The 12,942-nt window shown below is 62.0% G+C and carries 10 protein-coding genes and 1 pseudogene; 4 read left to right on the top strand and 7 right to left on the bottom strand.

Annotated elements, in window-relative coordinates; translation table 11 throughout:
• Positions 1-15: 15 nt before the first annotated feature.
• A pseudogene (locus tag J2S97_RS24015) lies at positions 16-348 on the bottom strand (hypothetical protein); the annotation flags it as partial.
• A 1,577-nt stretch (positions 349-1,925) separates the two neighbouring features.
• On the opposite strand from J2S97_RS24015, the gene J2S97_RS17125 reads away from it, so the two are divergent.
• Positions 1,926-2,957, top strand: coding sequence for a DUF4192 domain-containing protein (locus J2S97_RS17125; protein ID WP_307051140.1), 1,032 nt, complete (start codon positions 1,926-1,928; stop codon positions 2,955-2,957).
• Here J2S97_RS17125 and J2S97_RS17120 read toward each other — a convergent pair.
• The 5 genes from J2S97_RS17120 to J2S97_RS17100 all read right to left on the bottom strand — a co-directional run bounded on the left by J2S97_RS17120 (position 2,952) and on the right by J2S97_RS17100 (position 6,849).
• Positions 2,952-4,019, bottom strand: a complete 1,068-nt coding sequence (locus J2S97_RS17120; RefSeq protein WP_307051139.1) for an alpha/beta hydrolase — start codon at positions 4,017-4,019, stop codon at positions 2,952-2,954. The two genes, J2S97_RS17125 and J2S97_RS17120, sit on opposite strands and share 6 nt — an antisense overlap.
• A 127-nt stretch (positions 4,020-4,146) precedes the next feature.
• A complete protein-coding gene (locus J2S97_RS17115) occupies positions 4,147-4,596 on the bottom strand; it encodes a hypothetical protein (protein WP_307051138.1) in 450 nt (149 codons plus the stop codon).
• Between the two features lie 4 nt (positions 4,597-4,600).
• A complete protein-coding gene (locus tag J2S97_RS17110) occupies positions 4,601-5,614 on the bottom strand; it encodes a hypothetical protein (protein WP_307051137.1) in 1,014 nt (337 codons plus the stop codon).
• Positions 5,611-6,099, bottom strand: coding sequence for a hypothetical protein (locus J2S97_RS17105; RefSeq protein ID WP_307051136.1), 489 nt, complete (start codon positions 6,097-6,099; stop codon positions 5,611-5,613). The genes J2S97_RS17110 and J2S97_RS17105 overlap by 4 nt, the downstream gene beginning before the upstream one ends.
• Positions 6,100-6,519: 420 nt before the next feature.
• A complete protein-coding gene (locus tag J2S97_RS17100; RefSeq protein WP_307051135.1) occupies positions 6,520-6,849 on the bottom strand; it encodes a hypothetical protein in 330 nt (109 codons plus the stop codon).
• A 71-nt stretch (positions 6,850-6,920) separates the two neighbouring features.
• On the opposite strand from J2S97_RS17100, the gene mobF reads away from it, so the two are divergent.
• Together mobF and J2S97_RS17090 are read left to right on the top strand one after the other, a co-directional pair.
• Entirely contained in the window at positions 6,921-10,493 is a 3,573-nt protein-coding gene (mobF, locus tag J2S97_RS17095) for a MobF family relaxase (RefSeq protein ID WP_307051134.1), read from the top strand.
• Between the two features lie 20 nt (positions 10,494-10,513).
• Positions 10,514-11,038, top strand: a complete 525-nt coding sequence (locus J2S97_RS17090; protein WP_307051133.1) for a hypothetical protein — start codon at positions 10,514-10,516, stop codon at positions 11,036-11,038.
• Between the two features lie 259 nt (positions 11,039-11,297).
• Here J2S97_RS17090 and J2S97_RS17085 read toward each other — a convergent pair whose 3' ends face one another.
• Positions 11,298-11,972 (bottom strand): hypothetical protein, encoded by a 675-nt coding sequence (locus J2S97_RS17085; RefSeq protein ID WP_307051132.1) that lies wholly within the window; start codon positions 11,970-11,972, stop codon positions 11,298-11,300.
• A 188-nt stretch (positions 11,973-12,160) separates the two neighbouring features.
• Between J2S97_RS17085 and J2S97_RS17080 the strand changes: the two genes are divergently transcribed.
• Positions 12,161-12,898 carry a hypothetical protein gene (locus J2S97_RS17080; protein WP_307051131.1) on the top strand — a complete coding sequence of 246 codons (738 nt, stop codon included), beginning with the start codon at positions 12,161-12,163 and terminating at the stop codon, positions 12,896-12,898.
• The last annotated feature ends 44 nt before the right edge of the window (positions 12,899-12,942 follow it).

Genomic DNA, 12,942 nt, shown 5'->3' with positions numbered 1-12,942 from the left:
GCGACACGTTCAGCCTCAAACTAACCCACGGAAGCTGCTCAGTTGGCTCGTGCCGATGGTAGTTGCGGCCTCCTGCATTCCCGACCTGTTCCTGTTGGAGCGAGGCGGTCCAACCGGGGTATTTGAACCCTTGGCGGCTCTTGATGGTTCGTAAGGAGATGGAACCTTGCAATGAGCGTCATGCCGCCGTTCGGACCGCACTTTTACGAGAAGAACCGATTTGCAGTTGTCTGAGTCGCGGTACCCGCGGGCGGTGCATTCGATGTTTTTGATGGCGGTGTTATTCGCCCCTCGACCTTGCCCGTCGTGGCGCCGGGGGATTATCAGCACCTCGATCTCTTTCCACCACCGGCAGACGGTGCGGTAGAGCCTGTTCGCCTCCGGCCGCGCAGATGCCTTGACTAGTTTCTCGACTTAGGTTTTGGCTGCCGCGGTGTCCTTTACAGAGCCAGCGCTTAGTAGGGCCAGCCGAAGCGCCGATTCGGTCGGGGGGGTAACGGGGGGACACAGCACCCGGCGTTCTGCGCCGCCAGCGCCATCGCGGCCGCCGGTGCCAGTTACGGCTTGGATGTCGCGGGTTGGGAGAACGGAACGGTGCAGATGTCCGGGGACCAATTTGTCGGTGCGGCGCACGAGGAGGCCGACGTCGTTCGCGGACACGACATAGTCTTCTCGCGCAATCCTCCTACAAGCTTCACTGCGCGAACGCGGACGGCTTTGCCTCAGATGGTGTTCCTGAATGAAGGTCATGTTGGACGACCTCGAAGAGTACAAGCAGGCCCGTGAGCGCTACCTGCACTATCGCAGTAGGCCCATTTTCTATTCGGGACCATGATGATCTTCCCTTCCTTCTTGAACTGCTATGGAAGCCCAAGCGTTACTTCCGGAAGCGCCGGTTTCGGCGACGTATTTGACACTATCCCCGCACGGACGGGATCCCGCACTGCCCGGAGGATCTCAGAAACGACATCGCCTGGGTCGCTGACCTCGTCAGGTTGGGGCACACCGTTTCCTGACGTCAGGTGGATAGGCTGAGGCTGTCAGAATAGGGTTCGATTCCTCTAAATCTGACGGTGGCTACAGAACCTCTTAGTTTGCAGCCTTACACTTTTTGATTCGTCCCATGGATACGACTGTGTCTCGGCGGCATATGTGATCGCTCAATGTTGCTCTCGCGTCCGTAAGCCGATCGGCTTACGGACGCGGTCGAGGGACGACGTGCGAGAAGCCTGCTATCTTACGCTGGCAGTACTTTGCCATCGGGAGCTTCCGGGCGAGTGGGTCCTACGTGGTGCGTCGCGATGAATGAATCCACCGGTGATATGTCGCGAGCGTCCCAAGCGGGTCCTCCAACGCAATACCGCGGCCCCACTTCCCCACTGTCTGGTTTCGCCATAAATCCTGGCCTCCTCTTAGGCATGTGCCCTGCCAGCAATTTAACCCGCTCACGGTGCGCCAAGTGCGCCACGGACGGCACAATGCCTTCGGATCAGCACGCCTACAACCGGTCGACCTTCGGCCATCGCCGCCAGCTCCGGTGGCCCTAACGGCGGTATTGCAGTCTCTTCCCACTTGTCCAGAGCTCTTTCAACAGTTGGTAAACCTCCGGGCCCGCGACCCTTCGTCATGCCGCCGCACTCCCCCGCGTCCATGAACCAGCAGAAGCAACTTCGCTGTTTGTCATTCTGATGCCCATCATCGCTGGGCGGGTCCTCCGCGCAACCAGGGCGGCATGCGCCGCTCACGGCCCGTAATTTCGTTCGGCGCTCCTCCGTCTCTTATTCCCTCCCGAAATTCCGGACCGTTCCCGGTTCCCCAAGTTGCACTCCGGACCCTCACACCCAGCGGTGACTCCTCTATCAGAACGACGCACAACTCTGACAGACACACCCCGGTGCCCGCCAGCTGCTGAAGGAGAAGGAATCATGGAACCGCTCACCATCAAAACCCCCGCCGACGTCCTCAGTTTCGTCGGGCACACGCTCGGGTTCTGGCCCCAGGAGAGCCTCGTGTGCATCACCCTGGACGCCAACCGCGTCGGAGCGACCCTCAGGGTCGATCTCCCCACCCGAGCAGGCGGGCTTAGTTATGCCCGCACCGTCGCTGACTACCTCGCCCACGACACCAGCGCCGCCAGCGTCCTTTTCGCCGTGTACACCTCCGAGCCTCAGAAACCCGGCCAGCCCAGGCCGCACGCCGCCACCATCGCAGCACTCACCGGAGCGCTGGCCGAACGCGGCATGACCCTCCGCGACGGACTCCTCGTCGGAGACGACACCGTTTCACCGTACGACGGCGACCCCCGTGTCAGCGTGACTCTTCCGTTGAGCGCCACGCAGTCCAGCCAGATCAACGCAGAATTCGTCTACCGCGGCAGCACCATCGAACCGACCAACTGCATCACCCTCCCGACCTCCAAGAAAGAGACCCGAACCGCGGACGCCGTCGATGACCGGGTGAAAACCATCCTCCGGATGAACGGCAGCGAGGCGCTCGAGCAAGGCAGGGCATTGTGGGCCGGCATGCTCGAGGCGATCAGTTACCCGGACGATGATCAGACCATCAGTCTGATTGCCAACTTCCAGGTCCCCGCCGTCCGGGATCAGCTCATGGCCGATATCCCGGGAATCGACGAACCCATGGACCGGGTCCTCCTCGCCCAAACCGACGGCAAACCGCAGTGGTCCCGGGTTGAGTGGGCGCAGCAGCTGCTGCTCCACGCCTACACCCACAGCAGCACCGACCACTCCGCCCCCATCCTCACCGCGATCGCCTACGTCAACTGGTGGGAAGGCAGGGGCAGCAAGGCCCACCAGTTCCTGCAGCTCGCCCTTGAAGCCGACCCCGCCTACCGGTTGGCCAGGCTTAGCGACATGATGATCGGCTCCGGAATGGTCGCCGGCTGGAACATGGACAAAGACCGGGCCTTCCGGCCCCGGGGCCTCGAAGCCTCATAAGCCGGCAGTCATTTGGGATACGGCGGTGGACGACGGCGGGCCGTTCCGCAGCCAGTCGAACACCGCCGCGTCCCACCCGTCCGGGTCGGCATTCCACTCCTGCGTATGCTCCGCGGACGGGAAGGTGAGCAGCGTTGCCAGGTTGGGGCGACGCGTGACGAACTCGCGGGAAATGGCAAAGGGCGTTGACCGGTCTGCTTCACTGTGGATGACAAGTGTCGGGACACTGAGTTCGTCCGCTCGGGCCAAGAAGTCCAGGGTATGAAAGCTCAAGGGAGTGCCCAGACCACTGATCCAGCGCGCGCCCGGCGATTCAAGTATCTGCAGCCCAAGCTGCGCAGCCCAACCTGGAAGCCTGCTGGATCGGGCGTTCGCCAACAACGTGCTTCGCCAATCAATAACGGGTGCGTTGAGCACCAGCCGGGAAATACGGTCGCGAAACTCCGATGATGCCGCCAGTTGAAGGGCGATGGATGCACCGAGGGACCAGCCGAAAAGCACAACCTTGTGTGCACCCTGACTCACAGCATGTGAGACCGCAGCTTCAACATCGTGCCATTCGGTCTCCCCCAGGTGGTACCGCCTGTCCGCGGATGCAGGCGCATCCCGGTCGTTCCGGAATGAAACGACCAGGGACGTGTACCCCAACCGGTCGGCAACGGGGACACCCCGCAGTGCGCCGGCCTTGGACCCACCCAGGCCATGGATGTGGATGGCCCAGGTGGAGGAATCCCCGGACGCACGGGTGGGCGCGAACTTCCACGCCGGAGCCATGCCGTTATCGGTTGGAATATCGACGTCCGAATAGGGCAGCCCCAACGGAACCGGCGTCGGATAGACGTACCCGCTCCAGATGCCTGCCCTGGCTGTCAGCAGATCCCCCGAATCAACCCGTTCAACAAGTCGGGTTACGGTGCCGGCACTTGCGTCCCTGGACACGATCTCTCCAATGCATGCGTGGCCCGTGCCGTTGGCAAACCAGATGCTGTAACGGCCTGGAACCGTGGTCCGTGCCGACGCCGGCAGCTCTACCAGCGGCGATTCGTCTGCATCGCGGAACACCCGACGGATCTGCAGATCCTCTCTCCGCCACGTCTTCGGCACTACAACTTCCCGAGCAAAATAGGCCGCCCCAAGAAACGCCGCGGCGCTGACCAAACCACAACCGATGGCGACACCTAGGACAGCCCTACGCATCGGCGTCGTCCTCGGGAGCCTTCAGGCGTTCGTCGATGGCCTGACGAAGGCGCACCAGCGTCTCCGGGGAAATCCCCTGAAGTTGCCGTGCCGCGAAGTTCTTGACGCGGTTTTCCCGCAGAGTTCGCAGCAGTTGGAGCTGTGCGTCCACCAAGTCGGGAACGTCGCCGTCGTCGTCCAAAAGGTATCTGGGGTCAACGCCGAAGAACTCGGCAAGGTTCTGCAGGAGTGCCGGATCCGTCGCCATGGGACCGTCCCCCGCACGCATGTAGGCCCAACGCGAACGTGACAAGGGCGTTCCCCGGTCCGACATGTGCTGGCTTATCTGCGGATACGTCAGGGGCGACGACCCCTGGGCCTCAAAGAGATCCAGGAGGAGATTCAGCTTCCGCGCGAGTTTCGCCTGGGGCTGCTCGGGTGTCCCGCCGTCGATGTCGGTCACGGATTCATGCCTCCTTTCCCTGGCGCCTCGTCCGTCGATCTCCTGTTGACCGGGCTCCGAGATGCCGCTCCGCTGCTCGCAGAACGTCAACGTCATTCTGGCTCAGCGATTGGGCAAGGTTCGGGTCCACGAATAGGGCGTCCTGGATCTCTACCAGCATCCGGTGCAGCCGGCGCTTGGGGGCATCCTGGCGGTCAATCGCAGTTGGAACCACGTTGAGTCGGATCTCGGAGCGCCCCGACGTGATTCGGTCCCACGGCTCGGACAGTCTTTCCACGAGGACATCCGCGGCCCGGGCATCGGACCTGCGTTCCAGCCGACGCGCGACAGGCGGCAAGGCCAGACCCACGCAAAGGAAAACCATCGCGCCCAGGAACGCCGCGTCGTAGACGTAGGAGAGGCGCGTCATTGCCTCACGCTCACCCATGAGATGTAGAACGTCCATCCCCAACACGGCAAGGACCAACACCACAGCCAGGGCGCAGCCCAGGCCGATGAACACAAAAGCGACGCGAAAGTACGGCCTTGCCATCTCGCCGCGGAACTTGAAGCAGGTAACGCCGGTGATGGCCACCACCGCGCCGATGTACAGGAACTGAACAGCCGAGTACGCGGCGGCCGGCCACTGGCTTCCAAAGTCCTTCATAAAGGAGGTCGACGTCTGCGGGGCATCAACCAGGCTGAAACTGACGATCAAGGCCACAACGACCATCCCGAGAACCGATTGCCCGGTTCTGTTGTGGATGTCCACCGTGTCACTGACATTGGCGGCGCGAAGGATCGCACGGGACAGGAAGTAGATGCCGACAACCATAAAGACATTGGCCACAAGGTCCAGCAGATTGCGGTTCCCGAGAAGGGAATCCCCCGCACGGTAAATTCCGTCAACGTTGAGCGTCAGTGCAGTGGCGATGGTAACGGCCGCCACGAGGATGCTCTGGTCCTTGCGCCGCTTCAGATCCGGCAGAAGGCAGAGCGCCAGGCACCAGATCACGGCTGCGGCAATCGCCTGAATCATCCGAAGATCCGTTCAAACGACCGCGGCTCCAGGCTGCTGTCCCGGATTGCAGCGGCAAAGAGATCCGCCAGGGTTTCGGCAGCGGCCTCGATATGGTCCACGAAGTCACTGCGCCCCAGGATCCGCGACACCTTCTCGCCGGAGAGGTTCGGAAACAAGGTCTCCGCATAGTTTGAGGACACCACCAGCTCATCGTGGCGGAGCACCATATGGCCCAGTTCGTGAAGGATGAACTGCTGGCGATGAAGTGCCGACGGCGTCGGTGCGTGCAGGATTATCTCCGTGCTGTCCGTGGACAGCCACAGCCCGCAGACCGATCCTCCGTTTAGGGACTCGGAAACGTCGACCTCAATCCGCCTGTGCCGAAGGATCTCAACAATCGATATCAGCCGTTCCAACGAAAGATGGCTCGGCAAATTGAGTGCGAGGAAACCTTCTGCAGCGCACCGCGCTGGCGGATAGTTGGCGGAAGCTGTGCCGTCCATCGGAACCCCATCCCGCGGCCGCCGGCATGTGCCGCCAAGTCGCCGTTTGATCCAACGGCCCCGTCTTCCTAGGACCGTCAATAGTCGCAACACTTCCATTGAACGCTCAGGCTCTGGACATGTCCAGAGCCGATCAGAACCATCGATTCCCCGGCATGCGGTTCCCGGCGACTCACACCTCGGACGGCAGCTAGCGGCCAAGCACCTCACACCTCTGGCATCCAAGGCATTCACCGTGAGGCGCGGACTCACGGCAAGTCATGTCGTAACCAGAGCCATCAAAGATGAACCAACGTGACCGGGAAGATTTGTGGGGAATGTGGCGGGAGCTTCGCGCCTTCGCGCTCATCACAGCGCTTCTGTTCCACGCGCTGCGCCAACAGACAACGCGACCGACGACGGCGGCACCTAGTATCCGCGTTACGCCCGAATCCCGCCACGACCGTTCAACTCCGGGATACCGTTGCCGAGTCCGGCCCGGTCGTCGCCCACTGCAAGTCGAGGGCCAAGCTGGCTGCCGCTCTCGCTGGCAGCGTGCAACACCAAGAATCCCTCCGCAACCAACTCCGATCGCAAGCTGTAGACATCGACCGGCTCGAAGCCGAGAACACCGAGCAGCGTGACGTCATCAGGAATCTCCGTGCCGACCTGGCACGGCTCCAAAATATCCAGCAGACCGATTCCCACGACCTGGTTCACCTCGGCGGCAAGCTGCTGGCCCTGACCCAGGCTACCGGCGTCGAGCTCCACAGCGGCACCAAGGCACTCTTCCGCCGTCGAGGCTGGACGGCCACCAAACGGAACCCAGAAACCCAAAGCCAATGACCATGTCCATCGCCCGGCTCTCCGCTAAGTCGGGCCTGAAGTATCTCTTCAAGACCACCATGATGGACGATCTGACAATCACCCCCGCCGACGCGACCACGTACTACATGAAAGCCGGAACACCGCAGGGCCGCTGGCTCGGGTCCGGCGTGCGAGGCATCAACCGGACCGCTGGAGACGTCGTCACGGAATCGGACGCCAAGGCTATCTTCGATCACGCCACTCACCCGGACACCTTCGCTCCCCTGGGCCGCCCCCACGGCCAACCCACCATCGTGCAAAACAGCCAGGGCCGCGCAGAGACGCGGCACGCCGTCGTCGGCTTTGACCTCACTTTCAGCGTCCCCAAATCCGTCTCCGTCCTTTGGGCGCTGAGCCCCCGCACACTCCAAGACCAAATCCTCGAGACCCACCACCAGGCGGTCAACGCCACCCTCGAGTGGCTCCAAACTTACGTCATCCACACGAGGGCCGGCCGCAACGGTGTCGCCCACCTTGGCACATGTGGAGCTATCGCTGCTGCCTTCGACCACTGGGAGTCGCGGGCCGGGGATCCGCAGCTCCATACCCACATGGTCATAGCCAACCGCATCCAGCGCATCACCGACGGCGCATGGGTCACGCTCGATTCGCGGACTCTTTACAAGGCGGCGGTGGCTGCCAGCGAGCACTACAACGGCCTCCTTTTCGACGCCCTCCACCGTAACCTCGGCACCGACACGGAGGTCCGCCAGCCGGCCGCGAACATCCACAACCCCAGCCAGCAATTGACCGGCGTTGACGATGCGCTGATCCGCGAATTCTCCAACCGCTCGCGCCTGATCGATCTCGAAACAGACCGGCTCGTGGCCGAATGGACAGCCAGTCACGGCGCTCCCCCAACCGCGACAGCCACCATCAAACTCCGACAGCAGGCAACTCTCGCGACCCGGACTGCCAAACCGGAAACAGCCATCCCGCTCCACCGGCTCTCCGCCCAGTGGCGAGCAAGGGCGACCGCCAAGGGCTTCGAATCCCGAGAAGTGCTCGCCGACACCATTCGGCGCTCCCGGACAGCGCCCTTCCACACCTGCGACTTCACACCCGACTGGGTGGACGCGGTGGGCTCCCTGACCCGCGTGCTCGTCGCCACGAAGCGCGCCACCTGGAATCGGTGGAACCTCCTCGCAGAAGCCGAACGTGTCTGCGCCGAAATTCGGTGCCACACACCGGCGGACCGTCACACCATGATCGACATCGTAGCCACCGCCGCAGAAGCCCAGTCCGTCCCACTCAATGAGTACCGGTACACCCTCCCTGCGGACGCGCAGGCCGATCTCCGCTTCGGAGACCACAGCATCTTCGATTTCCACGGCTCCCGCCTCTACACGGACGCGGGTACCCTCGCCAACGAGGATGTCGTCCTGGGAGCACGGAACGACAACGGCGGCCCGGCCGTGAGCGCGGCCGTCGCCATGGAGTCACTCGCCAACTACAAACACCGTGGTCGGCTAGATCTGCACTCCGACCAACGAGCGGCGGCAGCCAACGTTCTGCTCAGCGGCAACAGGCTCGACGCCATCGTCGGTCCTGCCGGAACCGGCAAGACGACAACCCTCGGCGCGGTCAAGGCGGCCTGGGAAGCCGCCTTTGGTGCCGGTACCGTGGTCGGATTGGCTCCGGCGGCGGCGAGCGCCGAAGTTCTTGGGCGGGAGCTTGCACTGACCACGGAGAACGTAGCCAAGTGGCTCTACGAATCTGTCGGTCAGGGTGGCGGCAACCGGGCCGCGCAGTTCTTCGACACCGAGCAGCGGCTTAAAAAGCAGGTGGCAGCCATGGGACCGCACGCCACTCGCCTCGCCCAGAAGGCCGCGCGGCTTGCCGCCGAACAGGACAGGTGGCGTTTTCACCCCAACCAGCTGGTCATCGTCGACGAAGCCTCCATGGTGTCCACCCTGCAGCTGTCTGCACTGGTACAGCAGGTACGGGATGCCGGAGCCAAGGTGCTCCTGGTGGGAGACCCGGGGCAACTGGACGCCATCGACGCCGGCGGTGTCCTCGGCTGGCTGGACCGGCAAGGCAAGACGGTGCGGCTAAGCACGATTTGGCGGTTCAAGGAGGCCTGGGAGCAAGACGCATCGCTGAAGCTTCGTGCTGGGGACTTCGGTGCCATTGCTGACTACAACAGCCACGGGCGCATTCAACACGGGGTGCACCTCGACATGGTCGACCAGGCGTACCTCAGATGGCAGACCGACATTCACGCCGGCAAGTCGTCTATTCTCATCGCAGCGGACAATGACACGGTTGGCATGCTCAACCAGCGCGCCCAGGCCGATCGGGTGGTCCAAGGTGCCGTGGATGCGGAAGACTCGGTACCGCTCAGCGACGGACTTCATGCCGGCACTGGCGACACGGTCATTGCCCGCCAGAATGTCCGGGCCGTAACCGATAGCAGCGGTGACTTCATCCGGAACGGAACCATGCTCGACGTCGTCCGCACTGGCAGGCGCAATGGCTCGCTGACCGCGGTTCGCCGGGACACCGGCGCAACGATTAGCTTGAGCCGTGACTACGTTGAGGCTTCCGTTGAGCTGGGTTATGCGACGACGGCCCACCGCTCGCAGGGCATCACCGTGGACACCGGCCACACAGTCGTGACACAAGGCAGGCTGACGCGTGAGCTGTTGTACGTGAGCATGACGCGGGGACGCGCAGGGAACCACGCGTACGTTAGCGAGAATGATCCTTTGGATGACGAGCCCATGGATCCCGCTATGCAAGCCTCGTGGCGCCAGATCCTCGGCGAGATCCTTGCCGCCGAAGGCGCCGAACGAACGGCTCACGAAGTCCGTGATGCCGAGCAGTCGAAGGCGGATAGCTTGGCGCGCCTCAGTGCTGAGTACGATTACCTCGCACAACTGGCAGCGGCTGAGGATCTGAGGGAGTTCCTTGAGGCGCACTCACTAAGCAGGGTCTCCGAGCTTCAGCAATCGCCTTCGTGGGGTGCAGCTGTAGCTGCGTGGCGCAGATCAGTTGGCGTCAGCCGGCCGAGCGCGGAACGCGTTGTTGTCGCCGCCGTGGAACCAAGCGCAGCCGCCCGAGACACAGCGGCAGTCGTCCACTCCCGGCTCCGGAAGTTCCTTTCCGCGATGCCCGCCGCAGACATTGATCCCCTGACCGAGGAACTCCGCACCGTTCGTCCCGACCTTGCCAACATGATCACCCAGGTACGGGAGCGGATGCAGCAGAGGATGGACCACGTCACCCTGGCCGTGATGGTGGGTGACGCCGAGTGGAAACGGAACCTCCTTGAGGCCTTGCGACCCTACGTCACCCCCGAAGAGGCAACTGGGGTGCTTCGCCGAACTGCCATCTATCGGGATCGGTGGGGCATAGAAAATTCGCCCCTTCCTCTGGGGCCAGTTCCTGAGGCTTATGAGTGGGAGCAGAAGGAGCAGCGTGCATATATCGATCGACTCGTTGAGCAAGCAGGTGTCTCCTCCCACAGCCCTGTAGACGCTCCGACGCGGGCTGATGACCCGGTGACTTGGGAAGACCGCCTTATCAATGTCGGGTGGCAACTCTAAACTGGTCGGGAAGGTAATGCATGGATGCGAACCCAGTCCTGAAGCCGAAGCTTGCAACACCTGCTTTGATCCTGAGCAGCGTGGCAACCGCTGTGTGTGTCGTCTACCTCGTCGGGACCGCGGCTGCCAACGCGTCGGCTAAGTTGTCCTTGCTACTAACCGCTGCCATGGCACTCGTCGCTGCCGCAGTCATCGGGGCGGTCTGGTTGCTCCGAGCACGCCGGCGGCGTTCATGGATGGCTGGCGCTCACGAAAAGTGGGATCACTTCAACGACATGAAGCAAAGCAGTGGCACGACGGCAGAGATCACCGTCGTGAGCGTCGACGCCCTCGAGCCCACAGGGTCGTGGATCACCATCAAATGGAACCGCTTCGACCACGTTCAGCGCGCATGGATCGAGGCTCTGCCGGAACCGATCTGGCCTGGATCGGTTTTGCTTATCTCACCGGATCCGGCACAAGTCAGGCCTGGCGTACCGTGGCCGGGAACCTATTACATTCGGGCTTCAGATTCCCTGGCCTGGGCGCCGGCCAGCGAGGTTTGATCAAGGCGGAGCCCCACCCTTGGGGCGGGCGACGGCTTAGTTGTCAGGATTCTCCTCGAGCTCAGGACTGAGGTCCCGGTTAGCCAAGCGCACTGGATGCATGGGCAGGATATGGCGTGAACGGCCGAAAGTGAGAGGGTGCAGACATTCGTGACACCATCAGTGGCGCGTACAGAAAAGCGTGTACCCAAGCATTCGCTATTTTGCAGCGATACACGCGGCAGATGTTCGATTTTGTGTTGTTTCTGTTGGAGTACGGTTACTCGCCGCCAGCCGACATCACGCGCTTCAAGTCTGCGAGCAAGTCAAAATCAGGATGACGTTCGCCAAGCTGCTGACTAAAAGACGCACCTTTCTTAGCCGCGGACGCAATTGGATCGTCCTCGACGACTCCCCCCACTTTCAAAGAGCGCCATGCCTTCTTTCTTGCGATCCACTGTTCGGTAACGAGGTCTTTGCCGCCGCTGCCGGGGAGCTCCAACTTCACGCGGTAACCGTGCGTCTCGAATCCCTTTCTGAACATTCTTGGTGATTCCCATATAACACCGCAGTAGACGTCTTTCCACTGGTCGTCCTGCCCTGGCTTCAAGTCGAACTCGATGCCTGGGTCGCCCGGACCCCAGACTTGGACCTGTGGGGTAATGACCTTGAATTCCCCGTCACCCCAGACCGCCCCTCTCGCCCCGTAGCGCAGCCCAGGCCCACGAGAGAGGATCTGTGAAACGAAGTACGGCCGAGCCGTGTGGTACTCCAGCCCTGGTGGTGATTCCTCTCTCCGTTTCTCAGCACGCTCGACATGAAGAAAGTGCAGACCCGAGGACGAGCTCGAATGGCGCTGCAGAGCAAATGCTCTCCACGCGTAAAGCAAACTTGCCACAGCAACTAGTAGTGCAATCAGGGCCACGGTCAGGTTGGCGATTTCGGCTGGCGTCATGGAACCAAGGTATCGTGCTGGAGAGCGAAGCATCCGTCCCATAGGGCAGACCTCTGGAGTTGGGTCTGGGTCTTCTTAGCGGGCGCAACGGAGTGTGAAAAGTACGACGTTCGACCAGCTAAAATTTGGCGGTCAGTACGCCCACATGCCTAGCCGACTGAGAACACTCTAAATAGGAACCAGCAGCTATGGGCACACCCAGGAGCAACAAGAAGATGAAGATAACTCCCTTCCATTTTGCCTACATCAGCATCATCGTTGCGCTTGTGGCTTCAACGGTGGTCTGCGCCGTCGGCTGGAGTCGACAGTTGGCCCCCCTTAAGACTGAATGGGGTGACGTCGCCACGTGGGTTGGAGCTGGCGGCACAATCTTGGGTTTTACCATCGCTATTGCGACGCTTTGGCACAATGAAAAAGCGCGCCGCGATGATGAAGACGCTGAACGACTCGCCCAGGCGAGGCGAGTGGGCATCACCTCTCATATGGTTCTGGAGCGGGACCCCCTTTTCTGGGAGGCGCACCAGGACGCATGGAAGGGCTGGCGGGAACACACTGGCCTGCCGTCAGTTGAGGAACGAGTTCACCTGGACTCGTACGAAGGCCCATGGGATGGAAAGGTCACCTTCACCGTGCAAAATGGCAGCCCCTATCCCCTATTCAATCCCGTAGTAAGAGTTCGCGATGTTTCGACGTTATCCTCCACGACACCTGCTCCGCCATTGAAGTCGATCTCCATGCCGGTGATCTTGGCGGGAGGAACAGCCGAGGGGAGAGCCACCGTCAATCTGCCGACCCACTCCGGGGAGTCAATGATTCCGGATCTCGTCGAGTTGGAATTTTCGGACGTCTGGGAGGGCCGATGGCTCAGTTCATCGAGCGGATGCCGCAAAGTCGAAACCGCGGACGGTCTTCCCACGCAAGCCTGAGCAAAACCGCAGTCGTGTGCGAGTTACGGCGCGTACAAACGGCA

The organism is Arthrobacter oryzae (genome assembly GCF_030812315.1).
Lineage (GTDB): Bacteria > Actinomycetota > Actinomycetes > Actinomycetales > Micrococcaceae > Arthrobacter > Arthrobacter oryzae_B.
Note: the sequence above shows the minus strand (reverse complement) of the source record. Positions and strands in the feature narration are given on the sequence as shown.

What these genes read in the sequence shown, in the direction of transcription:
- mobF (WP_307051134.1), top strand. Translation starts at nt 6,921, where the DNA reads ATGACCATGTCCATCGCCCGGCTCTCCGCTAAGTCGGGCCTGAAGTAT.
- J2S97_RS17125 (WP_307051140.1), top strand. Translation starts at nt 1,926, where the DNA reads ATGGAACCGCTCACCATCAAAACCCCCGCCGACGTCCTCAGTTTCGTC.
- J2S97_RS17110 (WP_307051137.1), bottom strand. Translation starts at nt 5,614, where the DNA reads ATGATTCAGGCGATTGCCGCAGCCGTGATCTGGTGCCTGGCGCTCTGC.
- J2S97_RS17085 (WP_307051132.1), bottom strand. Translation starts at nt 11,972, where the DNA reads ATGACGCCAGCCGAAATCGCCAACCTGACCGTGGCCCTGATTGCACTA.
- J2S97_RS17080 (WP_307051131.1), top strand. Translation starts at nt 12,161, where the DNA reads ATGGGCACACCCAGGAGCAACAAGAAGATGAAGATAACTCCCTTCCAT.
- J2S97_RS17090 (WP_307051133.1), top strand. Translation starts at nt 10,514, where the DNA reads ATGGATGCGAACCCAGTCCTGAAGCCGAAGCTTGCAACACCTGCTTTG.
- J2S97_RS17105 (WP_307051136.1), bottom strand. Translation starts at nt 6,099, where the DNA reads ATGGACGGCACAGCTTCCGCCAACTATCCGCCAGCGCGGTGCGCTGCA.